A 26,212-nucleotide genomic window follows, 5' to 3' on the forward strand; every position below is an offset into this window, starting at 1 on the left:
AGTAGTTATATCGAAATTTTACCCTAGTTAGATTATGCAAGTAATTAACCAACTAAAAATTGAAGAGCCAGAAAGAAAAGAATCTTTTCTTGAAATTCTTTCTGACAAATACTGTAGATCTATTCTAGAAGCAATAATGGATTCTCCAAAATCTGCAATCGAGGTATCTCGAGAAAAAATAATCCCTCTAAGTACTGTATATAGAAGAATTCAACAATTACATGATTCGAAAATGATCAGAACATCAGGGGTAATCACTGATGAGGGAAAAAGATTATTTTTGTACAAGAGTAAAATCAAGGCAGTCAATACTAGTTTTCATGATGGAAAAATTGATGTGGATGTAGTTTTCAATCAAAACTAATCTACTATCTTTTTCTAGTAATCGTGCTCACTAAAATCCCCGCCCAGTGCAATAGTTGCAATGACTGTTGATTCTGTGGTTTGACATTTCATTTTTGAATCTGGTAAGAACTCTTTGAATATTTCTTGTAGTAACTGTTCTGTGAATATTGACCAGTTGCCTCCTAATTCGTGCTGAATAATGAAATGATGTAGTTCACCTTCAATTCTATGGTCTGATTTCATTCCAGATGCTCGCATGTAATCTTCAAGCGTTTCAATACATCTTTTCAAATCATATTTTCCTTTGATGAATAACACAGTGTCTTTGATTACTGGCTTTATTACGTTGATAATTTCATTAATTTCTTTAGCAGTCATCTCAATTCCTAATGTGTCTAGAATTTTCTTTGGTACTGGAATCATGCCAATCTTAGATGCAAATCTATCCCACTCTACATATTTTTCTAAAATTTGTCTTGCCATTACATTGTGAGAGATATTTTTGTTCATTGCTTCAGTTTCTATTTCCTCAACTAGTTTCACTGGAAGACGATAAGTCACACTCCTTGTTTTTTCTTTTTTTTGAGGATGTTGTTGACGTTTTATTGGGGGTGACAATTACATCAATATCTGAAGTAATCTGAATATAAAGTTGATACTTGGAATGGCTGAAAATATGTTTCTCAAATTTGATAATCGTATTTCATTTTAAAATGAATTGCTGAATTAGTTCATTTGAGATATGGGACTATATTGTGAAAATTGTGAAAAATTCATGAAAAATTCAGAGATGACTCATTGCTCTGATGAGTGTCTACTTGCTTCGATTAAAAATAGTGATACATTATCAGATAATGATATTAGTGCAATCTCTTGGGATGAAAAATCTGATCCGTGGATTTAATCTAAAATAGAAAATCTACTTAAAGTGTAACTAGAGCATCAGAATTATGGATGTAAATCCGATTAATTACCAATTAACTTTTGAACCTGATCTAAAAAAATTTACATTTCACGGGATGGAGTCTATTACTGCAGATTGTAAAAAGCCTACCAATCTCATCACCCTGCATTGTGCTGAACTTAAAATTATTTCATGTCAAGTAAAATCAAAAGGAAAAATCATCAAATCTTCTCCAAAAACTGATGAGAAAAAAGAAGAATTGGGCATCAAATTATCTGAAAAAATTAAAGGTAAAATTACTATTGATTTAGAATTTCAAGGAATCTTAAATGATAGATTATTGGGATTTTATCGTAGTCAATATGTTCAAAATGGAAAAACAAAATATCTTGCTACTACTCAGTTTGAAGCAGCAGATGCCAGACGTGCTTTCCCATGCTGGGATGAACCTGAAGCAAAGGCAACATTTGAAATTTCTATAATTGCAGATGACAAATTTACTGCAATTTCAAACATGCCAATTAAATCAAAGAAAAAAATTGGAAACAAAACTCTGTATAATTTTTCAAAAACTCCGATAGTTTCTACATATTTGATTTATCTTGGAGTTGGAGAGTTTGAATATCTTACAGGTAAAGTTGGTAAAATTCAGATTAGGGTAGTTACAACAAAGGGTAACAAATCAAAGGGAAAATTCTCTTTAGATTTGGGAAAGAAACTTCTTACATCTTATGAGAAATATTTTGGAATCAAATATCCTTTACCTAAACTAGACTTGATTGCAGTTCCTGACTTTGCAGCAGGAGCTATGGAGAACTGGGGTGCAATTACTTTTAGAGAAACTATCTTACTATATGATCCTAAAACCTCTTCCACTAGAACAAAACAATTTATCGCTGAAGTAATTTCACACGAAATTGCCCATCAGTGGTTTGGTAATCTTGTAACTATGAAGTGGTGGAATGATTTGTGGTTAAATGAGAGTTTTGCAACGTTTATGGCTACAAAATTTGTTGATAAATTCTATCCTGAATGGGATTTGTGGAACCAGTTTGTTGAAGATGCAATGAATGTGGCAATGGGCCTTGATTCACTTAAAACAACTCATCCAATTGATGTACAAGTAAATTCTCCTGCAGAAATTCGTGAGATTTTTGATGCCATTTCATATGATAAAGGTGGGTGTGTTCTTCGAATGCTTGAACATTATGTTGGTGAACCCAATTTCCAAAAAGGATTAAAAAAATATCTGTCTGATTTTAAATATCAAAATGCACAGGGTCAAGATTTGTGGGATGCAATAGGTAAGGCATCTAAAATGCCTGTATCCTCAATGGTAAATACATGGCTAAAACAGCCTGGATTCCCTCTAGTTGAAATTAACCAAGATGGAAATAATTTAAAATTAACACAAAAGAGATATCTTCTTGAACCTGATAAAAAATTCAGTAAAGGGCTGTGGTCTATCCCTATGTCTCTGGGATTAGAATCTGAGATTTCTCAAAAACTATTCACTACAAAATCCATGTCTGTTAAACTACCACGAAATACTTTGGGATTTGTTGCAAATTATGGACGTAAAGGATTCTATCGAGTCAAATATGATGAAGGTATTTTACTTGATTTGAAAATGTTAGTGGATGAAAAACGTATACCTGCAATTGATAGATGGGCTATTCAAAATGATTTGTTTTCATTATGTGTTTCAGGTGATGAACAAGTTAGAAATTATCTGGATTTTTCAGATGCTTATTTTGATGAAGATAGTTATCTTGCTTCTGTTAATGTTGCACATAATTTGGCGTCATTGTATTTCCGTGCATTTGATGAACCATTTGCAGAAGAGATTCGTGGATATGCAGTAAATTACTTTAGGAAAATTTTATTTAATTTGGGATGGGAACCAAAAAAATCTGATAAACACACTGATGCACTATTACGTGGATTTGCAATTTCTGTTTTAGGTAAAATGAATGATGATGAAGTCACTGATGAAGCATTGAAACGATATAAAAAATTCTTAAAATCACCTAGTTCAATTTCTCCTGACTTAGTAGAACCAATCCTCTCTATTGCTGCATGGAATGGAAATTCAAAAACTCATGTAGAACTAACAAAACTATACAAGAATGCTAAAACCATGGAGGAGAAACTTCGATTCTTAGGTGCTCTATGTGGATTTAAAGATAAAAAATTACTAGTAAAATCACTTGATTTCTCTCAAACCTCTCAAGTTCGTTCACAAAATATGCAATTACCAATTATGAGAGTGGCTGCAAATCCATACGGTGACAAAGTTTTGTGGTCCTGGTTGAAGAAAAATTGGAAAAAAATCAACAAAAAAGTAGGACATGGAAATCCGCTCTTCAATCGAATTGTAGCAAGTATCACTTTGGTTGCAGATGATTCAATGGAGAAAGAAATTAAAGCATTTTTCAAAAAGAATCCTACTCCTGGAACTGAACGTACTCAATCTCAAACTCTGGAAAGAATTAGAATAAACTCCAAATTCCTTAGACGTATGAGAAAAGAATTCAAAGATGGCTAAAAAATTAGGTCCTCCAATATTCCTTGGGGTTTTTACTGTATTGGCAATAATATTTTTGACTGGCGGTGCATCTGATGATAAGGATACATTGCGTCAAACATTTCAAGTAGATGCTGTTTACTATGATACTGGCCATGTTGAAATTTCATTTTTTGATAAATCACAAAAAACAACTAATGTTGTAATGGAAATCCTTGGCATGGATGAAACTTTCCAAAAAACATTCTCTGATTCAGAATTTATTGAAATTGTCCCATTTCCAAATGAACCAAAATATGGTTGGGCAATTCATCCTATAGTTTTAGAAATTGATCATGAAGAATTAGGTCATATTCAATTAAAAACTGAAATCCATCCTCTAGGAGAATCTATTCCTACTGTCATCTATTCTACTCCATAGATCGAACACAAGATTTTATTGCACCTCTAATTCATTTACTGTATCTTGGATTTGCTTGTTGATCTAAAAAAAGGAAAACGTGGAGCAATTGCCAAGGCAATAACTATTGTTGAAAATGATCAAACTGAAGCAAAAAAATTACTAAAGAAAATTTTCAAATCTAGTGGAAATTCAATTATAATTGGAATTACTGGACCTGCTGGTGCTGGAAAAAGTTCATTGATTAACAAGACTGCAATGGTGATGAAAAAATTAGGTACAAAACCTGCTGTATTGGCAGTTGATCCTACAAGCCATGTGACAGGTGGAGCTATACTAGGTGATAGAGTTAGAATGAGTGAATCCACTGATTCTGGTACATACATTCGCAGTATTGCATCAAGAGGTGCAACGGGAGCTGTATCTCGTTCATTACGAAATAGTATTCGAGTTTTAGAATTTGCTGGATTTAATCCGATAATTATTGAGAGTGTGGGGGCTGGACAAACTGAAGTTGAAATTTCAAACATTGCCGATATTACAGTAGTTGTGTTTAATCCAAACACTGGTGATAGCATTCAAACAATCAAAGCGGGTCTAACTGAAATTGGAGATATCTACCTTGTTAACAAAAGTGACCTTAGCGGAACAAATCAACTATTTGATGCTGTACGTGATTTTATAGGAGATTCTGTCAGAAATCCTGTGATTCTAAAAACATCTGTAAAAAAGAATTCAGGAATTACTGTATTTGCTAAAACTCTAAAAGATATGATGAAATCTAAAAAACAATTCAAAGAAGCTAAAGATAAAGAACGATTAGAGGCAGAACTAAAAGATATTGTTTTAAATAACATCAAAGAAAAGATTGATGAGTTGCTAGTCACTGATAAAACATTTTCAAAATACCTTAAAAAATTACAATCAAGAGAAATTGATCCTTTCTTAGCTGGGGACAAAATAACAAAATCATTGGTAAAGTGATATTATGACTGTAAAGAAATCATCAAAATCAAAAACACCTGAAAAGAAAATTTTTACAGATTCTGAATATGTTGTAAAACGAATATATCAAAAATCTCCTAAAAAGAGACCTGTAGAAGATGCAGGAAAATATCCTTTCACTAGGGGCATTCATCCTGGAATGTTTCGTGAAAGATTTTGGACTATGAGACAGTATTCTGGATTTGGAGATGCAAAATTAACTAATGAGCGATTCAAATTCATGCTTGAAAAAGGTCAGACTGGTCTTAGTATGGCATTTGATCTTCCAACTCAAATTGGGTATGATTCAGACTCTCCACAAGCTGAAGGTGAAGTCGGAAAAGTTGGTGTATCAATTACCTCAATAAAAGACATGATGACTGCCTTTGATGGCATTCCTTTGGGAAAAGTAAGTTCTTCTATGACGATTAACTCCACTGCATCAACGCTTTTGGCATATTACATTGCAGTTGGAGAAGCTCAAGGTTTCAAAAGTCATGAACTTCGTGGAACTACTCAAAATGATATTCTCAAAGAATACATTGCAAGAAACACCTACATTTATCCTCCAGAACCATCTATGCGATTAATTGGTGACATGATAGAATACTGTGCAGAGAAGGTCCCTTCTTGGTATCCTGTATCTATTTCTGGATATCACATGAGAGAAGCTGGTTGCACTGCCACACAAGAAGTTGCATTTACTTTAGCAAATGCAATTGCATATATTCAAACTTGCATCGATAAAGGGTTGAAAATTGACGACTTTGCACCCCGTTTATCATTTTTCTTTTGTTGTACTATAGAGTTCTTTGAAGAAGTTGCAAAGTTTAGAGTTGCAAGGAAAGTTTATGCAAAAATTCTAAAAGAGATGTTCCATGCAAAAAATCCTCGTTCATTACAATTAAAGTTCCACACGCAAACTAGCGGAGAATCATTAACTGCACAACAACCTAACAATAACATTGTTCGTGTTGCAATTCAAACAATGGCTGCAGTTGCTGGAGGCACTCAATCATTACACACAAATTCTCGTGATGAAGCATTGGCACTTCCAACTCAAGAGTCTGCAAAAATTGCATTGAGAACTCAACAGATAGTAGCTCATGAAAGTGGAATTACAAAGACTGCTGATCCTTTGGCCGGCTCTTATTATTTGGAGGAATTATGTGACCAAATTGAGGCTGATGTTTGGAAATATCTCAAAAAAATTCAGAAAATGGGTGGTTCTGTCAAAGCTATAGAGAAAGGCTTCTTTCAATCTGAGATTCGTGCAAATGCATATCGTTTGAAAAAAGAAACTGATGATGCTGAAAGGGTAATTGTCGGTGTAAACAAGTATGCTGAAGAAGAAGAGCAACCTGAATTATTGAGAATTGATGGTAGAATTGAAATCCAACAAAAGAAAGCGCTTAAAAAATTACGTGCAGATAGGGATTCTAAAAAATTAGAAAAGGCATTATCTGCAATGAAGAGTGCTGCTGATACTGAAGAAAATCTGATGCCATACATCGTAACTGCCGCTAAAGCATTTGCTACAACTGGTGAAATTAGTAATACATTCCGTGAGGTCTTTGGTGAATACCGTCCAAAAGAAGTTTTCTAGTCTAGATCTTTTATAATTTTATTTTTAATAGTATGTTGATTAATTTTTGAATTTTGCTATGTAAAAATCGGCAAAGAAATTTCCTTCGTCTTCATATTCTTCGGTGTTAATCCCCATTCCATGTAATAGGGAAATGGTTTGTATTTTTTCTTTAGGACCTGAAAAACTTCTTTGACGTATTGGTTTTATGTCGCTTTTTACAACAGAATAGTCATACATTTCAAAAACTTCTTCAATGTCTTCCATGTTAAACATTCTGAGAACTGAGAATGCAAAGATTGGTGCGACATACTCTTTATCCGATTCGATATAATTGGATTGTCTATTTTTAATTACTTTAAGTAGATTAAAAATGCCTTGTATCCAATATAGCCTACACACCCAGTTGCAATTACTAAATCAATTTTAGGTAATGATCCTAACAAATTTAATTTTTCAGCCTCAAGATCAACATTCATGCCTCTTTCACACAAATTCATCTCTTCGGAGAATTTTAAAGCCTCATTTGAAATATCTATTTGATAGAAATTCATATTGTCATTGCAATCACATTCCTCGTAGAATTGTTTGGTCTCTTTTTTTGTGGGTCCAGTTCCATTCAAAAAGAAATCGTTCAATTCTGACATTGTTAAATTATATTTCATCAATGATGAGTTGATACCGTATGAACTTCCCAAGTCTAAAACATTAATTGGTCTAGATACTGTTTTTTCAAGTTGTTCTATAATTGAATTGTATAGCGGTTTTGTAGAATCTGATATGTCATAATCTAGTCTATCCATTTCCTTTAGGTAACTGCGTGGAGAATCTTGCGTGTAAATATCTGTAAAATCTTTTTTTACTTTTAATTCATCCATCTTGGAGTATTGGTGTTATTCCTTACTTTATAAAACCCGAACATTTCGCTAGTCATTAAATAAAAATTTTGTAATTTTAAAGCAAAATAAATCCATTAATACTGTAAGTTGAGAAACTCTTTTAGATGAAAATTGATCATATTGCAATTGCAGTAAATGATGTTGAAGAATCTGCTAAAATCTATCAACAAGCTCTGGGTGTTGATGATGTTGAATTTGAAACAGTAGAAACTGAAGGTGTCAAAGTTGCAATTTTGCATTTAGAAAATGCTCGTGTGGAGTTAATGCAACCCACAAATGACTCTAGCCCAATTAAGAAATTTTTGGATAAAAAAGGCCAAGGGTTACACCATATGGCATTAGAGACTGATAACATTGAAGGTGAGGTTGAACGAATGGAAGGGTGTGGAATTCAATTTTTAGGCAATATTAGACCTGGATCTGCTGGAACTAAAGTTACCTTTATTCATCCAAAATCATTACATGGCGTTTTGGCAGAACTTTGCTCTCATCCCAAAGATTAGTCACACTAAACATATTCTAACTATCAATACGCTTAAGTGAACGGGAAATTCTGATTTGTATGAACTGCCACAAAATAAGCGAACCTCATGTTTGGAGATATTCAAAAACCAACAAATTTCGTAGATGTGTTAAATGCAAATCAAAAATTAAAATGAATCAAAAAGAATTTGACCTCAAATGGGGTAAAAATCAAATTATTGTTCAATAGATTATTTTTTACTTTCTTTTTGTCTAATTTTGTTACATCTATCACATAGTTTGTAATTTTTACCAATTCCTCTAGAACTTCTACATGATGTCCCACACTTTTTACAAATGTAATCCATGTGATGATTGTTTGAAAACAATTGTCTTAAGACTTTGGCTATCTGAAAATACTACAAATATCATTCCATCATTTTCAAAGTATCTGATGCTGTTATGATGCCTATGATTTTTGATTTTTTTGAAACTAGGATGCATTTTGAATACCTTATCAGAGGAACCAAAACATTTGCTGGTGTATCAAAATCCACAATTGGTGGAACTGAATCCATAGTGTCTGATAACTTTGCTTTTTTTAACTCTGTTTCTCCTAAATCTGAAAGGTGTTTTACTATCCCGTCTTCTGAAACTACACCTACTACATCTGAATTATCAAACACTGGGATTTGACTAATGGATAATTCATGCATTTTTTTAATTGCATCATGAAGAGTGTTTGATGGTTTTAACTTTACGATGTCTTTACTACAAAAATCCCCTGCGGTGTGAGATGATGATTCTCCTTCTAATTTAGCAAGACTTTCAAATATTCTTTTAGCAGTTTCATAGCTTGGTTGACTTCTTCCTGATTCAATTTGATTGATCATTGAAGTACTTATTCCTGCCATCGTTGCAAGTTTTTTTTGAGTAATGCCAATTTTCAGCCTAATTTGTTTAATAGAATCAATTCTAGGTAGCAATTCATTTAGAGGTGATTTTGATTGATTTAAAAATTTGTTTTTAGAGATCATTCTAATTAGCCATGATTGATTATTCAAATCCAGCATATTAGCAAAGTTGTGATTTCCAAGTTTGATTTTATTCGTTGTTTAAAACTTATTTTTTTGAATTTAGATATTTTTAATAAGTGATTTGATGCTGTGGATTGATTTTGAATTTAGCTCAATTTCTTTATGTTCTTCAATGACGTGTTTAGTGACTTTATCCATTAATTCTTCTTCGGTGGATGCAGTCGCAGACCATTTACAATCTTTTCCTGCATCAGAACAACTAATACTCTTTGTCATAATATGGATGATTTGTAGAATTATTTATTTTTTCTTTCTCTTTGCTTTGGATTTTTTCATTGGTTGCTCAATTGCTGCTTGAGCTGCTGCGACTATGGCAATTGGTATTCTATGTGGTGATGCACTTACATAAGTTAGTCCTGCACCATGACAGAATTTGATAGAACTTGGGTCTCCGCCATGCTCTCCACAAATTCCTACTTCCATATTTGATCGTAATTTACGACCAGCGGCAAGACCTATTTTTATCAAACTACCCACTCCATTAACATCAATTGATTGGAATGGATTTCTTTCTAAGAGTTCTTTCTCCATGTATTCTGGAAGGAATTTCCCTTCAACATCTTCTCGACTGAAACTAAAAGTTCCTTGAGTCAAGTCATTGGTCCCAAAACTAAAGAATTCTGCCGTGGTTGCAAGCTCATTTGCAGTTAGAGCTGCCCTTACAACTTCTATCATGGTTCCAAAATTAATTTTTAATTTCATTTTGTGCTTAGTTTCTGTATCTTTCTTTATTCTATCGTAGATTTTCTTTATGTGATTTAATTCTGCAATGCTGCTAATTTGGGGAATCATTATTTGTGGATGTGCTTTAACTTTCTTTTTTGTTAATTCTACTAATGCCTCAAACACTGCTTTAATTTGCATTTCATAAATTTCTGGGTATGTGATTCCTACTCTGACTCCTCTATGTCCCATCATTGGATTTATTTCTGCTAATTCTCTTGCTCTTTTGAGAATAATCTTTGTTTTGTTAATTTCATTTGTATCTCCACTCGATTCTAATTTTTGAATTTTTTCTACTAGTTCTTCTGGATTTGGTAAGAACTCGTGAAGTGGAGGATCAAGTAGTCTAATTGTAACTTCGTACCCTTCCATCGCCTTTAGAATTTCAATAAAGTCACTTTTTTGTAACTGGCCTAATTTCGTTAAGATTTTGCTTCTCTCTTCAATATTTTCAGCCATGATCATTTCTACAAATAAGTTGATTCTGTCACTTCCATTGAACATTCTTTCTGTTCTGCATAATCCAATTCCTTGACCGCCAAACTTTCTTGCAAGAATTGCTCCTTCTGGGGTGTCTGCATTTGCTCTAATTCCTAATGTTTTTGTTTTTTGTGCCCATTCTAAAATTTGCTCAAAGTCTTTTGTTACTTTTGGCTCAACTGTTGGAATGTCTCCGATATAGACAGTTCCTGCACTTCCGTCAATGGTAATTGTTTCTCTTTCTTTGATTGTAATTCCATTTGCTGTACATGTGTTATTATCATAATTGATTTTTAATTCTGGACATCCTACTATGCATGGTTTTCCCATTCCTCTTGAGACTATAGCTGCATGGGATGATTTTCCTCCTAAACTGGTCAAAATCCCTTCTGATGAAAAGAATGCAGGTACATCTTCTGGCTTTGTTTCTTTTCTTACTAGGATTACTTTATTTCCTGTATCTCCTAACTCTATTGCTTTTTTTACATCAAAGACAACAATTCCACTTGCAGCTCCGGGTGATGCTGGAATTCCTTTTGCCAATAGTTTATAATTTTTAATTTCTGATTCATCCATTGTTCTATGGAGCAATGCTTCTAATTGTTGTGCTGGAATTCTTGTAAGTGCTCTCTCTTTACTGATTAATTTCTCTTTTACCATATCTACTGATGTTTTTACAAGAGCCGCTGCACTCATCTTTGCTGTTCTTGTTTGTAACAAGTAGAATTTTCCTTGCTCAATAGTAAATTCAATATCTTGGGGTTCTCTGAAATGTTTTTCTAGCTTTGCACATGCATTGCTTAATTCTTTATGTGATTTTGGCATGTCTTTTTTTAACAATTCGATACTCAATCCAGTTCTTACTCCTGCAACTACGTCTTCTCCTTGTGCATTGATTAGATATTCACCTTCCATCTCTTTTTTACCGTTATGACCATTTCTTGTAAATACGACTCCTGTTGCACTATCATCTCCCATATTTCCAAATACCATTGTAACTACATTAACTGCAGTTCCATTTGCAATGTCTTTTGTTATGTTATTTTTTTCACGATAAACAATTGCTCTTTCACCCATCCAACTTTTGAAAACAGCCTCTATGGATAACACTAATTGTTCATTAGGTGTATCTGGAAATTTTCTTTTTGTATGCTCTTCACATATTTTTTTGTATTCTGTTACAATTGTTTTTAATGATTCTACGTTTAGCTTGCTATCATCAGAAACTCCTTGTTTGGATTTTGCAGAGTCTAGTACATGTTCAAATTTTTCATCGTTGACTCCAAATACAACTTTACCAAATAATTGAATAAATCTTCTATACGAATCCCATGAAAAACGTGGATTCTTTGTCTGTTCTGCAAAACCTTCAACTGTTTTCTCATTTAATCCTAAATTCAAAATTGTGTCCATCATTCCAGGCATTGAGATGGCAGCACCTGAACGAACTGATACTAATAATGGATTCTTTGTAGAATTCCATTTTTTACCTGTCTTTTTTTCCATTTTTGCAATGTTTTTCATTACTGCTGGCATCACATCTTTTGGAAGTTTTTTGTTATTATCGTAATACTTGTTACAAACTTCAGTTGTGATCGTAAATCCTGGTGGTACTGGAAGTTTCAATCGAGTCATTTCGCTCAATCCTGCTCCTTTACCGCCTAGAAGCATTCTATTTTTGCTGTCTGCCTCTTCAAATGCATAAACTGGTTTGGATTTTACCATGCAAAATTTTGTAAATTATTTGGCTTTTTAAACTAATGCCTTGGCAAATTCTGAAATTACTTTATTCCAATCCTTTGCTTTAATAATTCCACTAGCTACTAGGATTCCTTTTGATCCTAACTCTATTGCTTTTGCAACGTCTTCGCCTGATACAATACCTGCACCACAAAGCAATTTTGTTTTATTTTTTGAATTATTTACTATGCTGGCAGCTTTTGCAATTAATTCTGGTTTTTCTTTAGAAACTGCTTTCCCTGAACCAATTAATTCTGGAGGTTCAATTGCAATATAATCTGGATTTAACTTGACATATTTTTTTACTTCTGAAATATCTTTTACGCATAAAATTGATATCATTTTTAGTTCTTTTAATTTCAATACTAATTTTTCAATTTCTTTACTTGTAATTCTATGTTCACTATGGTTGATTAATGATCCTTTGACTTTAGATTTTTTTAACAACTCTGGAATTACAAAACCTGTCGTGCTTCCAGTTTTGGAGACATCGATATGCTGAGCGAGAATTGATATTGAACTGTTTGCTACTACACCAACTAAATGCTGTGGCGGTGATACGGCGATTTTAATTTTATATTTTTTAGAAATTTTTTCTGCTATTTTTACAAATTTGATAATGTTGTCTCCTGCAATCTCTTCATAGTTTTTACAATTAATTACAAACATCTTTCTTTAAAATTTTCTATATTGTATTTAATTCTTGATTAAGATTGTTTTATTTTTGATAAATTGTCGTATCGTTTTTTCATAGTTGATACAATTATCATTAGAGTTAATCCTGCTAAATTCGTGCCTATGATGAATACATCTGATACGACAATTCCATAAATTAACCACAATATTGATCCTGCAGCTATGAAGATCATCAAAAACTTTGAAACATCATTTAGTCTCTTTGTTTTGTATCCTTTGTAAATTTGCTCTACCCACCCTGTAAGAATTAGCACTCCTGCTGTAATTCCTAATATTGTTAATAGGGTTCCATCAACTTCCATTATTCAAATCAACTCCAAAAAAATTCATCTAATCCTGTTTGCTTTGGTTTTCCCAACATTGTATCAAAATCTAAATCCATTGAGGATGTTATTTGCTCCAATGTTGATTCCATAAACTCCATGTATTTTTTAGAATCAATCTCTTCTTTTTTTGCCAACTCTACTGGTTTTACGCCTGGTTTGTTTAGAATTTTAATGAATGAAATTTTATCTCCTTTCTTTATCTCTCTAATTGATTCTAGTTGTTTTGCTGCTCTGATATGTTGAGGAATTGTTTTTACATATTCTGAAGGAGCTTTACTCAACATCACATTGAATGTTAAATCTTCTAATGGAATTTCTTTGGCTTCTACTTTTTTTCCACAAATTGAAATTTTTTCTGCAATGTCTTGTTTTGCTTTTACAAAGTCATCCATCGTCTGAACTTTAGATAATATGTCTACTAATTCATAAAATAAATTTTTGATAAAAGCTGGTGTGTGTGATTTTTTGCCTGTTAACCCTTTAACATCTACTTTACCTGATTTTGTTACTCCTAGATAATTTTTCTTTCTATTACTTAATACACAATATCTATATGTTTTGTCAATTTCTAAATCTACTCCATGATCTTTTTTTGCCTGCTCTATTACTATCTTAATTTGCTCTGGAGTTGGTTTTTTAAGGAATAATGAATCTGTATCTCCATACAACACTTCAATTCCTGTATCTTCGCATTTTTTGATTGTCTCTAAAATTGTATGTCTTCCTATCGCAGTTGTTGCTTCTGCTACTGGTAGAAAGTAGAGTGGAAATATTTCAGCACCCATTACCCCATAGCTGGCATTTAGAATTACTTTGAGTGCTTGACTGACTACTGTGTATTGCTGCTTTTGATCATCAGTTAATGTCTCTTTTTTTGAGAGACTTTTGTAATAGTTTACTCTCAAATCTCGCAATGATCCGATGATCATTGATGTTAGACCGTTTTTCTTTGTACATGCCCAATGATTTGTCCCAGGTATTGTATTTTTTTTACATTCTTCATGAGTGCATCTTACTGTCTCATATGATAAATTTCGAACTTTGATGATACTTGGATATAGACTTGCAAAATCCATTACAACAACATCGAAATGGATTCCTTCTTTTGGTTCAACAACGAGACCTCCTCTATATTTTTTATCTTTGATTACTGCATCAGACATTACCCCCTCTGATCTTCTTTGCAATTCTTCACGTTTGGGAATTAAATAATTTCTTCGTCTGTGTTCATAATACAATAAACTTCTAATCCATTGTGACACTCCTAATCTTGCAACATCGTCAATTGGTAATCTTCCAATCCTTGCAATGATTACAAGCAAGTCCATCAACAAATCTTTGTTGAAACTGGTAAGTTCGTATGTTAGTAGTGCGTCATTGTAACAATAATTTGCAGTCTGGTAAAGTGTTAATTCATCAAATTCTAGCCCGTAGTCTATCTTTTCTTTTCCTAGAAGTGCCTTTGAGACACTATTTAGAGAAAAATCCGTATATGATTGGCTGAATGCATAGATCTGAAATGATCTATTTGAAAGAACTTTGTATAAATCTAAATGAACTCCTTCTTTGAGGGTTGCAGAATCTCTCATCATGTAAAATGGATTTTGTGAGTTTTGTATCCCTAATCTTTCTGCTCTGTTGTAGAGATATGGTAAATCAAATTCATCTCCGTTATATGTTAGAACAAATGGAAATGTTTTGATTATTTCAAATGCGTCTTCTAGCATTTTTTTCTCATCATTTAATTCATAGAATTTTATCTTGATGTTGGGTTCTAGCTCATTTGTCCCTTCTTCTGTTCCTTCTGTTTTTAGTACAAAAATTTGATCAAATCCATCAGATCCTTTTAGACCGACGGCTGTAACTTTTTTTTCTGCAAGTTTTGGGTCTGGAATTCTTCCAATTACTGCTTCGACTTCTATATCTACACTGAGTCTTTTTATTCTTGGAATTGGCTGGTTTAGTAAATCTGCCCATTCTGAAATAAATATTTTAAATTCTTCTGCATCTACCATGCTTTTACTGTCTACTTTATCCCACAACAAACTCTTCAATGCAAGTTTAACTTCATCTGAAATTTCTACATCGTAAGGTTCTATTTTTCCATTTTTTACTTCGTAATATCTTCCAACTATTAGCCCTCTGTCATAAAGATAGTTTTCATAATATTTGAGATCAGATTCCCATGTTTCAATTTGATTTTTTATGCTTTCTCCAAAATTTCCTCCTATGGATAATGGATTATCTACAATTATTTGTGATAAATTAATTTCTTCATCCTTTAGTAAATCATATTTTTTAATCTGTTTGATTTCAAGTACATCAGTTCTTTCTTGAAGGAAATCTAATTCATCTGGATCTAATCTTGAATAACAATATGGTTTATGATTTGTTTCATCATGCCATAAAATTAGTTTTTTTGATTCTGGTTCATAGAATTTTAGAACAACTGATTTTGAAATGTTGTCATATGTGGCTGACACTAGCATTGATGGTAACATTGATTCAATTTTTTTAGTTTCAGGCAAATTGACTTGCATTTTCTCACTCTGAATCTTCGTATTTACTAACTAGTGCTTTTGCCCATTTTGTAATTTTATCTTTGTCTAAACTAATTACTTCAACTCCTGCTTCTTCTAGTAATTCATAATCTGTTTCAGGATATGCATCAAGACAAACAAATTTTCTAATTCCGATAGTAATTGCCATTTTTGTGCATTCTAGGCATGGTACAAATGTTGTGTATAGAATTGCACCTTTTATTCCAGCTTCAATTCCTAATATTGCACAATGCATAATTGCATTAGCTTCTGCATGGTTGCACAGACATCTATCCAGTGATGCTCCGGATTCAATTTTGCCTTCCATTCGAAGTTGACATCTCTTACATCCTCCTTCAAAACAATTTTTGATTCCAGGTGGGGTTCCATTATATCCAGTTGCTAATTGTCTGTGGTTTCTCACAATTACTGCTCCTACTTGTCTGGTCATGCAGTTGGAGCGCAATTTTGCTAGTTCTGCTTGAAGCATAAAATATTCATCCCAATCTGGTCTGTCAAAAGAACTGCTCACATGAATCCTGTTTGCCTGTTCAATATATGGATCACGCTAATTGCAATTGTATTTGCGATCATAATTCATAATGATGATTTTACTTCAAAATGACTATTGAATTGTATTTCTCAAAATGAGAGTTGAGAAAAGTTATTGGTTTAATTTTTAGGAAATTTTTTAAAACTTGATGTGTGGTACATATGGCTTAACCCAAATCTGTATTGGATCAACATTATACAAAGAATTAATCAATTAAGGATGATTTCCATAACCTTAATTTTTGAACTTAGGCATGGTTTTAGTTAATTAGAAACGAGAAAGTATACGTTAGCTAACAATTAACTATACGAAAGCATAAAATCAATAAATTACATCTCCATTTGTACGATGACTGATTTCGTTGATAAAAAATATGTAAAAAAAAACTCTATTGAGATAAGAGACTATCAGATTAATCTGGCAAATCAAGCCATTACAGAAAACTGTATTGTTGTTTTGCCTACCGGTCTTGGAAAAACTGCTGTTGCATTACATGTAATTTCTGAATATCTATCAAAAGGAACTGGAGGAATCTTATTTTTAGCACCTACTCGAGTTTTAGTGAATCAGCACTATGATTTTTTAAAAAATAATCTTACTCTGGATGATATCGCACTAGTTACTGGTGAGGACCCAATTCCCAAGCGAACTAATCTTTGGAACAATAGTATTGTCTGTGCTACTCCTGAAATTGCTAGAAATGATTTAATTCGTGGTATAGTTAATCCCGACCAATTTAGTCTGGTGATATTTGATGAAGTACATAGAACTGTAGGTGATTATGCATACTCTGGAATCGCTGAACGATTCGGAGATTCGTCTGCTAGACTTGTGGGGATGACTGCTACTTTACCTAGTGAAAAAGAAAAGGCTACTGAGATTTTAACAAAACTTCGAATTTCTAGTGTTGCTGAACGTACTGAAGATAGTCCTGATGTAAAACCTTACACTCAAGAAACTAACACTGAATGGATTAACGTTGAACTTCCTCCTGATCTAAAGGCGATACAAAAATTATTGAAATTAGCATTAGATGAGCGATATGATGTTTTAAGAAAAAACGGAATACGTTTGGCAGAGCAACAATCATTATCTGCACTTCTCAGAATTCGACAATTTGTATTAAATCAGAATAGACGTTCTGCAAAACCCCTATTCACTGCGATTAGAATTCATTATGCGTTGAATATTTTGGAGGCTCATGGAATTACACCATTTCTAAAATTCTGTGAACGTGCAAAAGCAAAGAAGGGAGTAGGTGTTAAAGACTTGTTTGAAATTGATCCAAACTTTACACGGGCTATTCATTTGGCAAATGAAGCACAATCTCGTGGCATTGAACATTCAAAGATTCCTAAACTTAAAGAAATAATTGAGTCTGTTCCTGGTAAGGCATTGATCTTTACAAGCTATCGTGACTCTGTTGATTTAATTTACAATAAACTCACTGAATTGGGAATTTCTGCAGGTATCTTGATTGGAAAAGCAGGAGATGCTGGATTGAAGCAGAAGAAACAAATTGAAACTGTACAAAATTTTCGAGATGGGTTATTCCGAGTACTTGTTGCTACTCGTGTTGGGGAAGAAGGACTAGATATTGCAGAAGTTAATCAGGTGATTTTTTATGATAACGTTCCTAGCTCTGTAAGATTCATTCAAAGGAGAGGTAGGACGGGGAGAAAAGATACTGGTAAACTTGTAGTGTTGATTGCAAAAAACACTATTGATGAGACGTATTATTGGATTGGGAAAAGAAAAATGACTGCAGCAAAATCAATGGGTGAAAAAATGACTAAAGTATTGGAGAATAATCAAGAAATTGAATCTAAAAAATCTGGACTAGATGCATTTCTTTAATTTTGATATTGATTTGTAATATTTTCAAAAATGGTTTGTTTTCTTTGAATTACTTTATTTTTCATGCTTGATTCTAAATGGTGTATGCTACTTTTTTTTGCAGATAATAAATTTTCTAGTCTTATGTCGTATTGACTTTGAAGAAATTCTTTCACCCCTTCAAATCCTCCTTCTAATTCAAGATTTTCAAATGCCTCTTTTGCTAAATTATTAATTGATTTTTCTAGATATTCTAAAATTTCATCTAATATTTTATCACTTAGTACCATGATTTTGTCTGTTTTGTAACTGAAAAAAATGTTGTGTATTTTATTTTGGTTTTTTAGGTATTGAAATTGACGATAATCTTCTAAACTGTTTAAATTCATTTTTCAATGTTGTCAGTTAGTAACAAATCAAAAGAAATGAAAGAATTAGTTGAAAAGGAGAAAAAACTTCACAAGGAAATTAAAGAAGATTTTAAGAAAATTAGTAAGAAAATTAATGATGATTTTGAAAAGGTTAGAGAATCAAAATCTTCACTCTGAACTACCCTTGTCTTTTGATAATATGGTATCCAAATTCTGATTTGATTGGTTCGGAAATTTCTCCAACTTGAAGTTTGAATGCTGCTTCTTCAAATGGTTTTACCATCATTCCTTTTGTAAAATAGCCTAAATTCCCTTCTTTTTTGCCACTCCCTGTGTCAGTTGAAAATTCTTTTGCTAAATTGCCAAATTTTTCACCACTTTTGATTTTTTCAAGAATTGTTAGCGCTTCGCTTTGTTTTGCTACTAGTATGTGCGAGCATTTTATCTTATTACTCATTTCTACATTTGATCTCTTTCATCTCTTTATTTGTTAGTATTTGTTTAAGACATTAGGAATTGGATAGAGAACGGTTAAGAGTAAAAAGTGGTAGAAGTAAAGGCTGTAGAGACTGTCTAACTCATAGATGCGTTCCTGATATTTGCCAATGTGATTGTCATAAATAAAAATTTTGTAGGCAAATCAAAATTACAAGTTGTTTTGATAAATATTCTAGTTTGTTCAAATGAGCAAACTTGTTCTTATCACTTTCAATCTCATTCATAATATATGAAAATACTTCATGTTGAAGATGTTTCTGAAATAAGTCAAATTTTTGCAGATATTTTATCTACTAAAAATTATGATTTTGATAGTGTGTCTGATGGACGAGCTGGTTTAGAATTGGCAGTCTACAAAGATTATGATTTAATCTTGCTTGACATGTGTATGCCAAAATATAGTGGTGTTGATTTCCTTTTAGATCTAAAACATAGACGACCTTCAGAATTGTCTAAAGTGGTAATCGTTAGTGCCCTTGAAATGAATCCTACACAAGAACAGGAACTACTTAATTTGGGAATTCGTTCCGTTCTAAGAAAACCAATTTCTGTTCAAGGACTATTGTCTCAAATTGAGCAAGAAGTAGTTTTTTAGGATAATCCCCAACTAATTTTATTATTTGGTATGATTTTTAAAAATGGGGCTTCATTTTCTTTCCAAGGATCTTTTCTTACCCACGAAAATTTTTTATAAAAAATATCGTATAGTTTTTTAAACTCTTGTCCTGCTTCAATTAATTCTGTATCTCCTTGAATGCAGATTGCTTTATGTCCTCCAGATTTGTAAATATCAATTACAATTGCAGATTTTGAATTTATTTTGACATTTTTGTACGTTCTTGTGTTATAGTCTGTTGCAATAATTATTGAATTATCTACAAAAATAAATGACACTGGTTTGGTATGGGGTATGTTGTCATGTGATGTAGCTATTCTTGCCTCTTCTAATTCATTTAGAAATGCTATTTCTTTATTATTAAATTCAATCAACTAAAAATTCGTTCTCTTATCTCTGGAATGTGTTTGTATACTATGTCTCTGATTTTCATTTGATCTTCTTCAGTTGGCATTTCCTTTTGAGCACTGAGAATTGCTCCACCCATTCCAAGTGCCATTCCCATAACTATTCCATACACAAACTCTTGTGGGTTTTCAACTTTTAGCACTTCTTTGTTTTCCTTAATTTCGTCTAGATATGATGGAATTGTAGTTACTGCTCCGTTGATTACTTGAATAATTAATGCCTCTAATTGATCCTCACTCATAATAATTCTCGATGTTATTTCTTAATAAATCTGCACCAGGGCAATTCAAAAGTTTACTCCCAACTTAGTTTTTCTTAGATTCTTGTTTACGTTCTTTACGTCTTTTCTGTTTAGCGCCACCGCCAATATTATGTCCACTTGGTAATTTCTTAGTCATACTATTATTTCCCTATCGTTCATGTATACCTTTGCAGTTTCTTTTTCTTGATACTTGGATTATTTGGATAGTCAAGGTTAGTCTCTAAACTCAATTAGCATATTTTCTACAATTATTACATCTAGATGTAATTGTGATTTATAGATGGGTGTCAACATTTGCACCTAAGATTTTTAATCTCTACTTTATGAATAATCCCATGTTCTCGTTTTTTACTACAAATGAAGCAAATGATGCATTACCTGATGTGATAAAGAAATTTGAATATGCTTTGGCTAAAAATACTGAAGTAAAGAAGATTGAGCAAGAATTACAAATTTGCATCTCAACTACAAATTCCTTTGAATCTTATGTTAATTTAAAACAAAAACTAAATTCTGCAATTACCAAATTCTATGAATCTGTAGAATTATTGGAAAATACAGGAGTTATTGTTAAAAGTATAGAGCAGGGATTGCTTGATTTTCCTTCAAAACGATTTGAAGAGGAAGTATGTCTATGTTGGAAATATGGTGAGACTGACATTAAATTCTGGCATGAAAAAGATTCTGGGTTTATGGGTCGCAAACCAATTGAAGTTGATGACGATACTCTAGTTTGATTATTTTAAATCGTGTACGTTTCTAAAATCATTCCAAGAATTTGCTAAATGTGCGCAGAATTCATCTCTGCATCTAGTGCTGTATCCACAACTACATCTACTCATTTGATATCTACCTCGTCTGAATCTGTTTTTGACCAAATATTGTTAAACAATAATGCTTTAGAATAGATGATAGTTTCAGAGTTTGTCCAAATTGCCCTCATCTCTTTATTATTTCCTTCATTTTTAATAAAGAATAATACTTCATCATCATCTTTGATCAAAAAGCACAAGTTTTCTTTTACAGATGAACACAATTGTTTGATTTTAGATTTGTCAATACCTTCAAAAATATATTTTGATTTATTTGTAATTGGAGTTAATAGTTTGTAATTGATTTCCCTCTCTTCTAATGCATCAAGAAAGTTTGCATGATAAAATTTCATAAAGTCTTTCTCTGAACCTAAAATTCTACACTCTTCTTTTGCATTTAATATCATGTCAAAAATTTTACTGTTAACTTGATTTCCCCCTTGCAATACTTTGAATTTCTCTTCTTCATCTTCTTTTTTAGTTGTAGTAGCTCCTGGTATTTTTTCCCATATCTCTTCTAGGACTGGGCCTGATTTTTTTAGTTTGTTGAGTCGTTCTGTTTCTGTACTGATTAGTAGGTTTACTGCTTTTTTAATTGCCAGTGCTGTGAATTGAATTGGATGTTGGAAAGATGCCTCTACAATTCCTTTGTTTTGTAGTGCTGTTAACAAGTGATATGTTTCACTTCTTGGAATATTTACTGCCTTTGCAATATCTGATGCTGTTTTTGATCCTATTTTTCCAAGATAAAAGAAGACTTTGCTTTGGTTAGGTGTTAATCCAAACCCTACTAATGCATCTCTGATTTCTTCATAATTTGTTTTATCGACTGGAAAAGTTCCTAACTGCATTGTATTTGCAATGATTGCCATTATTGGAAATGATCGATTTTATCTTAAAAGTCTGATCGTTCAATAGTATACAATTCATTACAAATAACTACATTTGAAATTTTTTTTAAAAATTATGTATTTTTTATGCCTGCATTTTTCATTTTTTTCAAAATATTTGTACTGATTATTATTATTGATGACTATTTTTTTGTATTTTCATTTTTATGAAATGACATTTTGTGCCTATCCTGCACCAATCCAACCTTGGAAAACAACTACTTCTCTTATTCTGTGTGGAATCGGTGTTTTTGATTTATGTTTACCGCGCTTAACTGATGACCTATGTGATGATTCGTTAATGATTACTTCATTATCTGCACTAACATCGTGATCATCTTTGCCTGCCAGCCTGTTTCTAAGTAAGAATATTCCAGTTAGTACTAAAACTAGTGATATGATGTCTATTGCAGTAATTGTTTCGGCGAGGAATAGGCCTGAAAATACTACTCCAAAAACTGCAGTAGTTGAATACAACAAGACTGTTCTAACGGTACCAATCATTTTCAAAGCCATCAAGAAAAATAATGTTGACATTCCTGTTCCTAAAATTGACATTACTAAGATTCCTGGAAGTTGAGTTACATCTACATCCATAGGAATCTCAAATATTACAATTAATGAAATGGCAACTCCTGCACAAATGAATGACACAATCTGTGTAACTCTTCTTGCATCAAACTTGTCTCCTACATATTTACAAAATGTAATGTCAATTGCATACAATATGCCTGATAGTACTATCAAAAGATCTCCTGTGACCATATGTCCTAAATTAAAATTATTTTGATAAAGATCATTTCCAATTGGAAGTGCCATCATTCCAATAATTATCATTGAAAACGGAATGCATTCTTTGATGTGTAGTCTTTCTTTGAATACCATCATTCCTATGACTAGGGCAAAAATTATCTCACTGTTACTGAATATCGATGCGTTAACTGCAGTTGCAGTTGATAGACCGTAAAAGTATGTGATTAGTGCTGATACTTCTGCAATTCCAATAGCCCCCATGAACAACCAATCTTTTTTTCCAAATTTGGAAATAGAACTTGTTTTTCGTGCTACTGGGGTAAAGAAAATACCTCCGATAAAATAAATTAAAAATGCCATAACTACTGGGTTAATTTCAATTAGATTTTCTGAATTTTCAAGCATGGGTTTTGAAATTACGTGGATAAGTGCTGATAATGCAGCAGCTAAAATGATCAAATAATATCCGTATTTTGATTTCACTAATGATAGATTTTTTGATATCATTATTCCCATATTTGGAAATGAGATTATCCCTTATAGGTGGATCCTTGATTCTTTGGGAATTACGTGCGTAATTTCTTACTGTTTAGAGATCCTCCGTTTTTACAATTTCAAATGAAAATCCAAGTTTATTGTACTCTTCATTTAGTGTTCTATATCCAATCTCATTGAGGATTGTATTTATTTGTCCTACAATTAACAATGGCCAGTTTTTACCCAAGTCATGATGAATGATTATCTTTCTTACTCCATTTACGAACATTTCTCTATATTGAACATTGTTGCTAAGGCATCTTTTTTTGAATAAATCTAAAATTGAATCCAAGTCAATGTATCCATACATGTAATTCAATGAATTTTTAAAATCTGACGTTCCTGTTGCTACTGCTATTTTTTCAATTTTTTCTTTAGGAACAGAATCTGACAATTCTCTAAATGTTGATCTGAACATTGAAACCCATCCCATTTCTGTTGTTAACTCATTCCAATTAACTTGTTTTTCTAATAGATGATTGATTAGTGTATTGAGACTGATTTTTTGCTCTAAACATTTTTCATGGAGTTTACTGCTTAGATCTGAATCGATTCTGATTGAAACATTGTCTGTTTTTTTAAGTAATTCTTTTTCTTGCGCAGTCAATTTACTCTCCTCTGATCCACTTTTACAATTATTCTCATTTCGTTACTATGTTATTTCCAATTTTGGTGATATGAATTAGTATGTTATTTTCAATACTTACAACATTGTACAAACAGTTACAATGTATGCATTATGATGGATCACAAATATGCTAAATTGCGATCATTCTTAGTAAATTATTTTTAATATAAAAAGGAGTGTTTGTCACAAATGTTTTGACAATCTGTTTATTAGATATTATATTCCCATAATTGACAATGGAAAACGGATTAGACAACTTACTTGTTCCTTCTTTACGAAAATCTATAGAAGAAAATTTGGGTAAGGAGACATTAAATAAAATTGAAGAAAGATTAATGGAAAGACACGGTCTTGGTTTAGTTCAAGCAATTAAAAATTTCCATAAATTTGATAGTGTTCTAAGGGAATTCTTTGGTGCAGGTGCTGATGGTCTTGAACAAAAATTCTTACAAACAATTGTTCAAGTTGAAAAAACAAAGCAATCTGATTCCAACTGGATTCACATAAAAGATCCTGAACTTTCAAGAGTATTTTTAGAATCATTTGCTGATCAAGATAAAAAAGCAGTCCTTGGTTCTGTGATGGATACATCTTTGATAATTGCAAAAATTCTTGAAACTTGTAGTATTCCACAAACATCTGGATATCGAAAAATAAATTATTTAATTAATAATGGATTACTAATATCAACTGGATTTGAGTTGGCACATGATGGCAAAAAAGTCAAAAAATATGAAACAATTTTTGACAATGTCAAAGTTGACATTATTAAAAATGATATTGCAGTAAAAGTTCAACTGAAGAATACTTTGATCAGTGACAGTTCTATTTTACAGACTGTACAAATTTATTCTTAGATGATTTTTTAGATAATTTTATAGAATCTAAAGTGTTTTTTTGTGTTTGAGTAAGGCATAGATTACAACCAAGTATCCTGAATACCAAAACATGTTTACTGGATGTGTGAGATCATACCCTTCAAACAATTCTAAATTGTAATACCAAAGGTCTCCCAGGTTGTTAAGTAAAATTCCTATGACTAAAATTAACCATGCTTTACCAATGGCTCCTTGTCTGAATATTGATGCCCCTACTACTGCTACTGCTAATGTGAGTGTTGCAGAATAAACAAACACGATTCCATAGTAGAAATCAAATTCTAGAAAGCTGATCTCCCCTTCAGTAGTAGATAATATTGAATATCCTAGTAATACAATTAATGGCATCGCAATTATCCACAGTTTTGATTTTTTGCCTAACTTTGGAGAAAAGAATTTGATATTGATGAAAAGATATGTCAATAATAATGGGTATAGTAAAAAGAAGAACACATCTGCAATGGATGGATATGGTTCAATATCGTAAACAATATCATATACTGCATATGTGACTTCTGCAAAAAATATACTCAGATATCCTAAGGATAGTGCTAGATATGCTTTACCAAAAACTTGGGTTCCTTTGTATTTTTTAACTACTGAAAATCCAATAATTGAAAGTGCAAGTGGGACAAACATTGAAAATAGGGAAACTACTGTATCTGCATTTTCTCCTGATATGAAATAATTGATGCTTATATGAAATGTTATTACTAAAATTACAATTCCTAGAAATGCTTTGTAATTAAAGGAACTTTCTACTTTCTCTGGTACTACATCTGGTGTTTCCTTTGGATCAATACCGCCATTGCCCATATTGTTTTGTTAGATTTTTTTTATAAATCTCTATTGGGTGAATTAAAAGACATCTGGGGGTTTGAAAAATTTAAATTATCTAGTTGTAATTTTATTAAATTACAAAATGTTTGTTGGTTTGTATTCGCCTTGATCTTGTAATCTACGTAATCTCTTGATTACAAATCTTGCAGTTTCCCTAACATCGATACTTGGATCAACTTCTGCATCTTTAATCAAATCTATAGCATCAAAAGCTCGCATGAGTCCTAAAGATTCAATTGCTTCATGTTTTGTTAAGATACTTTTGTCATTTAGGGCAGAGTCTACTAGTACTGGAATTTTGCTTCTCATGTTTCTGCCTGCAATTTGATAACATGCCTCATGTTTTACCACTCCGTTATTATCATTTTTTAAAACCCATTCCATCAAGTCTGCAGCTTTGTCAAATAACGGGTCGTCTTTTGTTTTATTTTCAGCTAATTCTCCGATTAACCATACTGCATCCCATCTTTTTGATTCATCACTATCATTTTTGATGATTCTTTCACAAACTGACATCCTTTGTTCATCTGGAAGGTCTCTCAATTTGTTTTCATCATAGATTTCTATTGCCATTTCCAAATCTGGGAATTAATAACTTTTAACGATTTCTATTTTATTAGGC

The 26,212-nt window shown here is 32.3% G+C and carries 31 protein-coding genes; 12 read left to right on the forward strand and 19 right to left on the reverse strand.

Translation table 11 applies throughout. The features are described 5' to 3' along the window. Positions 1-34 precede the first annotated feature (34 nt). Complete coding sequence (locus tag C5F49_RS03870) at positions 35-364, forward strand: winged helix-turn-helix domain-containing protein (protein WP_179363420.1); 330 nt, start codon at positions 35-37, stop codon at positions 362-364. A gap of 14 nt (positions 365-378) precedes the next feature. On the opposite strand, the gene C5F49_RS03875 is transcribed toward C5F49_RS03870, so the two are convergent. Continuing rightward, a complete protein-coding gene (locus tag C5F49_RS03875) occupies positions 379-963 on the reverse strand; it encodes a hypothetical protein (protein WP_179363421.1) in 585 nt (194 codons plus the stop codon). 157 nt (positions 964-1,120) lie between these two features. Here C5F49_RS03875 and C5F49_RS09685 point away from each other — a divergent pair, with 157 nt between their 5' ends. From C5F49_RS09685 to C5F49_RS03895, 5 genes are read left to right on the forward strand one after another with little or no spacing between them, the layout of a single operon-like run. After that, complete coding sequence (locus tag C5F49_RS09685; RefSeq protein WP_281361125.1) at positions 1,121-1,249, forward strand: hypothetical protein; 129 nt, start codon at positions 1,121-1,123, stop codon at positions 1,247-1,249. 46 nt (positions 1,250-1,295) lie between these two features. Next, positions 1,296-3,797 carry a M1 family metallopeptidase gene (locus tag C5F49_RS03880; RefSeq protein WP_179363422.1) on the forward strand — a complete coding sequence of 834 codons (2,502 nt, stop codon included), beginning with the start codon at positions 1,296-1,298 and terminating at the stop codon, positions 3,795-3,797. Beyond that, the gene (locus C5F49_RS03885) at positions 3,790-4,197 is read left to right on the forward strand and encodes a hypothetical protein (RefSeq protein WP_179363423.1); all 408 of its coding nucleotides are present in this window, start codon (positions 3,790-3,792) and stop codon (positions 4,195-4,197) included. The genes C5F49_RS03880 and C5F49_RS03885 overlap by 8 nt, the downstream gene beginning before the upstream one ends. 42 nt (positions 4,198-4,239) lie before the next feature. Next, positions 4,240-5,160, forward strand: coding sequence for a methylmalonyl Co-A mutase-associated GTPase MeaB (gene meaB, locus C5F49_RS03890; RefSeq protein WP_179363597.1), 921 nt, complete (start codon positions 4,240-4,242; stop codon positions 5,158-5,160). A gap of 4 nt (positions 5,161-5,164) precedes the next feature. After that, positions 5,165-6,766, forward strand: coding sequence for an acyl-CoA mutase large subunit family protein (locus tag C5F49_RS03895; protein WP_179363424.1), 1,602 nt, complete (start codon positions 5,165-5,167; stop codon positions 6,764-6,766). Positions 6,767-6,805: 39 nt separating this feature from the next. Here C5F49_RS03895 and C5F49_RS09585 read toward each other — a convergent pair whose 3' ends face one another. Further along, positions 6,806-7,012 carry a hypothetical protein gene (locus C5F49_RS09585; protein ID WP_246275384.1) on the reverse strand — a complete coding sequence of 69 codons (207 nt, stop codon included), beginning with the start codon at positions 7,010-7,012 and terminating at the stop codon, positions 6,806-6,808. 86 nt (positions 7,013-7,098) lie between these two features. Next, complete coding sequence (locus C5F49_RS09590) at positions 7,099-7,623, reverse strand: hypothetical protein (protein WP_246275385.1); 525 nt, start codon at positions 7,621-7,623, stop codon at positions 7,099-7,101. Positions 7,624-7,748: 125 nt separating this feature from the next. On the opposite strand from C5F49_RS09590, the gene mce reads away from it, so the two are divergent. Further along, positions 7,749-8,147 (forward strand): methylmalonyl-CoA epimerase, encoded by a 399-nt coding sequence (gene mce, locus C5F49_RS03905; RefSeq protein ID WP_179363425.1) that lies wholly within the window; start codon positions 7,749-7,751, stop codon positions 8,145-8,147. Positions 8,148-8,534: 387 nt separating this feature from the next. On the opposite strand, the gene C5F49_RS03910 is transcribed toward mce, so the two are convergent. The 7 genes from C5F49_RS03910 to C5F49_RS03940 all read right to left on the reverse strand — a co-directional run bounded on the left by C5F49_RS03910 (position 8,535) and on the right by C5F49_RS03940 (position 16,198). Then, positions 8,535-9,092: a CBS domain-containing protein gene (locus C5F49_RS03910; RefSeq protein WP_179363426.1), complete on the reverse strand. Its 558-nt coding sequence runs from the start codon at positions 9,090-9,092 to the stop codon at positions 8,535-8,537. Positions 9,093-9,242: 150 nt separating this feature from the next. Then, positions 9,243-9,419 carry a DUF1059 domain-containing protein gene (locus C5F49_RS03915; protein WP_179363427.1) on the reverse strand — a complete coding sequence of 59 codons (177 nt, stop codon included), beginning with the start codon at positions 9,417-9,419 and terminating at the stop codon, positions 9,243-9,245. Between the two features lie 24 nt (positions 9,420-9,443). Further along, a complete protein-coding gene (gene ppdK, locus C5F49_RS03920) occupies positions 9,444-12,131 on the reverse strand; it encodes a pyruvate, phosphate dikinase (RefSeq protein WP_179363428.1) in 2,688 nt (895 codons plus the stop codon). A gap of 27 nt (positions 12,132-12,158) precedes the next feature. Beyond that, positions 12,159-12,815, reverse strand: coding sequence for a triose-phosphate isomerase (gene tpiA / locus C5F49_RS03925; RefSeq protein WP_179363429.1), 657 nt, complete (start codon positions 12,813-12,815; stop codon positions 12,159-12,161). A 38-nt stretch (positions 12,816-12,853) separates the two neighbouring features. Further along, on the reverse strand, positions 12,854-13,144 hold the full coding sequence (locus C5F49_RS03930) for a SemiSWEET family sugar transporter (RefSeq protein ID WP_179363430.1): 291 nt from the start codon (positions 13,142-13,144) through the stop codon (positions 12,854-12,856). 8 nt (positions 13,145-13,152) lie between these two features. Then, entirely contained in the window at positions 13,153-15,708 is a 2,556-nt protein-coding gene (locus C5F49_RS03935; RefSeq protein ID WP_179363431.1) for a DNA-directed DNA polymerase I, read from the reverse strand. 4 nt (positions 15,709-15,712) lie between these two features. Further along, entirely contained in the window at positions 15,713-16,198 is a 486-nt protein-coding gene (locus C5F49_RS03940) for a deoxycytidylate deaminase (protein ID WP_343045188.1), read from the reverse strand. A 411-nt stretch (positions 16,199-16,609) separates the two neighbouring features. Between C5F49_RS03940 and C5F49_RS03945 the strand changes: the two genes are divergently transcribed. Further along, positions 16,610-18,118 carry a DEAD/DEAH box helicase gene (locus C5F49_RS03945; protein ID WP_179363433.1) on the forward strand — a complete coding sequence of 503 codons (1,509 nt, stop codon included), beginning with the start codon at positions 16,610-16,612 and terminating at the stop codon, positions 18,116-18,118. Here the strand turns inward: C5F49_RS03945 and C5F49_RS03950 are convergent. Continuing rightward, a complete protein-coding gene (locus tag C5F49_RS03950; RefSeq protein WP_179363434.1) occupies positions 18,115-18,387 on the reverse strand; it encodes a hypothetical protein in 273 nt (90 codons plus the stop codon). The genes C5F49_RS03945 and C5F49_RS03950 overlap by 4 nt on opposite strands. Before the next feature lie 108 nt (positions 18,388-18,495). Between C5F49_RS03950 and C5F49_RS03955 the strand changes: the two genes are divergently transcribed. Continuing rightward, complete coding sequence (locus C5F49_RS03955; RefSeq protein ID WP_179361853.1) at positions 18,496-18,645, forward strand: hypothetical protein; 150 nt, start codon at positions 18,496-18,498, stop codon at positions 18,643-18,645. 1 nt (position 18,646) lies between these two features. On the opposite strand, the gene C5F49_RS03960 is transcribed toward C5F49_RS03955, so the two are convergent. Then, a complete protein-coding gene (locus C5F49_RS03960; RefSeq protein ID WP_179363435.1) occupies positions 18,647-18,925 on the reverse strand; it encodes a peptidylprolyl isomerase in 279 nt (92 codons plus the stop codon). Positions 18,926-19,195: 270 nt separating this feature from the next. On the opposite strand from C5F49_RS03960, the gene C5F49_RS03965 reads away from it, so the two are divergent. Continuing rightward, positions 19,196-19,561, forward strand: coding sequence for a response regulator (locus C5F49_RS03965; protein WP_179363436.1), 366 nt, complete (start codon positions 19,196-19,198; stop codon positions 19,559-19,561). Here the strand turns inward: C5F49_RS03965 and C5F49_RS03970 are convergent. Further along, positions 19,558-19,956: a pyridoxamine 5'-phosphate oxidase family protein gene (locus C5F49_RS03970; protein WP_179363437.1), complete on the reverse strand. Its 399-nt coding sequence runs from the start codon at positions 19,954-19,956 to the stop codon at positions 19,558-19,560. The genes C5F49_RS03965 and C5F49_RS03970 overlap by 4 nt on opposite strands. Beyond that, positions 19,953-20,231 carry a hypothetical protein gene (locus tag C5F49_RS03975; RefSeq protein ID WP_179363438.1) on the reverse strand — a complete coding sequence of 93 codons (279 nt, stop codon included), beginning with the start codon at positions 20,229-20,231 and terminating at the stop codon, positions 19,953-19,955. The genes C5F49_RS03970 and C5F49_RS03975 overlap by 4 nt, the downstream gene beginning before the upstream one ends. Before the next feature lie 356 nt (positions 20,232-20,587). Between C5F49_RS03975 and C5F49_RS03980 the strand changes: the two genes are divergently transcribed. Continuing rightward, the gene (locus tag C5F49_RS03980) at positions 20,588-20,989 is read left to right on the forward strand and encodes a DUF2203 domain-containing protein (RefSeq protein WP_179363439.1); all 402 of its coding nucleotides are present in this window, start codon (positions 20,588-20,590) and stop codon (positions 20,987-20,989) included. Positions 20,990-21,090: 101 nt separating this feature from the next. Here C5F49_RS03980 and C5F49_RS03985 read toward each other — a convergent pair whose 3' ends face one another. From C5F49_RS03985 to C5F49_RS03995, 3 genes are all read right to left on the reverse strand, one after another. Further along, complete coding sequence (locus C5F49_RS03985; protein ID WP_179363440.1) at positions 21,091-21,936, reverse strand: TrmB family transcriptional regulator; 846 nt, start codon at positions 21,934-21,936, stop codon at positions 21,091-21,093. A gap of 204 nt (positions 21,937-22,140) precedes the next feature. Continuing rightward, positions 22,141-23,190 (reverse strand): DMT family transporter, encoded by a 1,050-nt coding sequence (locus tag C5F49_RS03990; protein ID WP_246275386.1) that lies wholly within the window; start codon positions 23,188-23,190, stop codon positions 22,141-22,143. Between the two features lie 106 nt (positions 23,191-23,296). Beyond that, positions 23,297-23,851, reverse strand: coding sequence for a hypothetical protein (locus tag C5F49_RS03995; protein WP_179363441.1), 555 nt, complete (start codon positions 23,849-23,851; stop codon positions 23,297-23,299). Between the two features lie 257 nt (positions 23,852-24,108). On the opposite strand from C5F49_RS03995, the gene C5F49_RS04000 reads away from it, so the two are divergent. Next, positions 24,109-24,729, forward strand: coding sequence for a transcriptional regulator (locus tag C5F49_RS04000; protein ID WP_179363442.1), 621 nt, complete (start codon positions 24,109-24,111; stop codon positions 24,727-24,729). Positions 24,730-24,756: 27 nt separating this feature from the next. Here C5F49_RS04000 and C5F49_RS04005 read toward each other — a convergent pair whose 3' ends face one another. Both C5F49_RS04005 and C5F49_RS04010 read right to left on the reverse strand, forming a co-directional pair. Then, positions 24,757-25,566 (reverse strand): histidine kinase, encoded by an 810-nt coding sequence (locus tag C5F49_RS04005; RefSeq protein ID WP_179363443.1) that lies wholly within the window; start codon positions 25,564-25,566, stop codon positions 24,757-24,759. Between the two features lie 99 nt (positions 25,567-25,665). Then, positions 25,666-26,163, reverse strand: a complete 498-nt coding sequence (locus C5F49_RS04010; protein WP_179363444.1) for a HEAT repeat domain-containing protein — start codon at positions 26,161-26,163, stop codon at positions 25,666-25,668. Positions 26,164-26,212 lie beyond the last annotated feature (49 nt).

Source organism: Nitrosopumilus oxyclinae (assembly GCF_013407165.1).
Lineage (GTDB): Archaea > Thermoproteota > Nitrososphaeria > Nitrososphaerales > Nitrosopumilaceae > Nitrosopumilus > Nitrosopumilus oxyclinae.

What these genes read in the sequence shown, in the direction of transcription:
- C5F49_RS03870 (WP_179363420.1), top strand. Translation starts at nt 35, where the DNA reads ATGCAAGTAATTAACCAACTAAAAATTGAAGAGCCAGAAAGAAAAGAA.
- C5F49_RS09685 (WP_281361125.1), top strand. Translation starts at nt 1,121, where the DNA reads ATGAAAAATTCAGAGATGACTCATTGCTCTGATGAGTGTCTACTTGCT.
- C5F49_RS03880 (WP_179363422.1), top strand. Translation starts at nt 1,296, where the DNA reads ATGGATGTAAATCCGATTAATTACCAATTAACTTTTGAACCTGATCTA.
- C5F49_RS03885 (WP_179363423.1), top strand. Translation starts at nt 3,790, where the DNA reads ATGGCTAAAAAATTAGGTCCTCCAATATTCCTTGGGGTTTTTACTGTA.
- C5F49_RS03895 (WP_179363424.1), top strand. Translation starts at nt 5,165, where the DNA reads ATGACTGTAAAGAAATCATCAAAATCAAAAACACCTGAAAAGAAAATT.
- C5F49_RS09585 (WP_246275384.1), bottom strand. Translation starts at nt 7,012, where the DNA reads ATGGAAGACATTGAAGAAGTTTTTGAAATGTATGACTATTCTGTTGTA.
- C5F49_RS09590 (WP_246275385.1), bottom strand. Translation starts at nt 7,623, where the DNA reads ATGGATGAATTAAAAGTAAAAAAAGATTTTACAGATATTTACACGCAA.
- mce (WP_179363425.1), top strand. Translation starts at nt 7,749, where the DNA reads ATGAAAATTGATCATATTGCAATTGCAGTAAATGATGTTGAAGAATCT.
- C5F49_RS03915 (WP_179363427.1), bottom strand. Translation starts at nt 9,419, where the DNA reads ATGACAAAGAGTATTAGTTGTTCTGATGCAGGAAAAGATTGTAAATGG.
- ppdK (WP_179363428.1), bottom strand. Translation starts at nt 12,131, where the DNA reads ATGGTAAAATCCAAACCAGTTTATGCATTTGAAGAGGCAGACAGCAAA.
- tpiA (WP_179363429.1), bottom strand. Translation starts at nt 12,815, where the DNA reads ATGTTTGTAATTAATTGTAAAAACTATGAAGAGATTGCAGGAGACAAC.
- C5F49_RS03930 (WP_179363430.1), bottom strand. Translation starts at nt 13,144, where the DNA reads ATGGAAGTTGATGGAACCCTATTAACAATATTAGGAATTACAGCAGGA.
- C5F49_RS03935 (WP_179363431.1), bottom strand. Translation starts at nt 15,708, where the DNA reads ATGCAAGTCAATTTGCCTGAAACTAAAAAAATTGAATCAATGTTACCA.
- C5F49_RS03940 (WP_343045188.1), bottom strand. Translation starts at nt 16,198, where the DNA reads ATGCTTCAAGCAGAACTAGCAAAATTGCGCTCCAACTGCATGACCAGA.
- C5F49_RS03945 (WP_179363433.1), top strand. Translation starts at nt 16,610, where the DNA reads ATGACTGATTTCGTTGATAAAAAATATGTAAAAAAAAACTCTATTGAG.
- C5F49_RS03950 (WP_179363434.1), bottom strand. Translation starts at nt 18,387, where the DNA reads ATGGTACTAAGTGATAAAATATTAGATGAAATTTTAGAATATCTAGAA.
- C5F49_RS03960 (WP_179363435.1), bottom strand. Translation starts at nt 18,925, where the DNA reads ATGAGTAATAAGATAAAATGCTCGCACATACTAGTAGCAAAACAAAGC.
- C5F49_RS03965 (WP_179363436.1), top strand. Translation starts at nt 19,196, where the DNA reads ATGAAAATACTTCATGTTGAAGATGTTTCTGAAATAAGTCAAATTTTT.
- C5F49_RS03975 (WP_179363438.1), bottom strand. Translation starts at nt 20,231, where the DNA reads ATGAGTGAGGATCAATTAGAGGCATTAATTATTCAAGTAATCAACGGA.
- C5F49_RS03980 (WP_179363439.1), top strand. Translation starts at nt 20,588, where the DNA reads ATGTTCTCGTTTTTTACTACAAATGAAGCAAATGATGCATTACCTGAT.
- C5F49_RS03985 (WP_179363440.1), bottom strand. Translation starts at nt 21,936, where the DNA reads ATGGCAATCATTGCAAATACAATGCAGTTAGGAACTTTTCCAGTCGAT.
- C5F49_RS04000 (WP_179363442.1), top strand. Translation starts at nt 24,109, where the DNA reads ATGGAAAACGGATTAGACAACTTACTTGTTCCTTCTTTACGAAAATCT.
- C5F49_RS04005 (WP_179363443.1), bottom strand. Translation starts at nt 25,566, where the DNA reads ATGGGCAATGGCGGTATTGATCCAAAGGAAACACCAGATGTAGTACCA.
- C5F49_RS04010 (WP_179363444.1), bottom strand. Translation starts at nt 26,163, where the DNA reads ATGGCAATAGAAATCTATGATGAAAACAAATTGAGAGACCTTCCAGAT.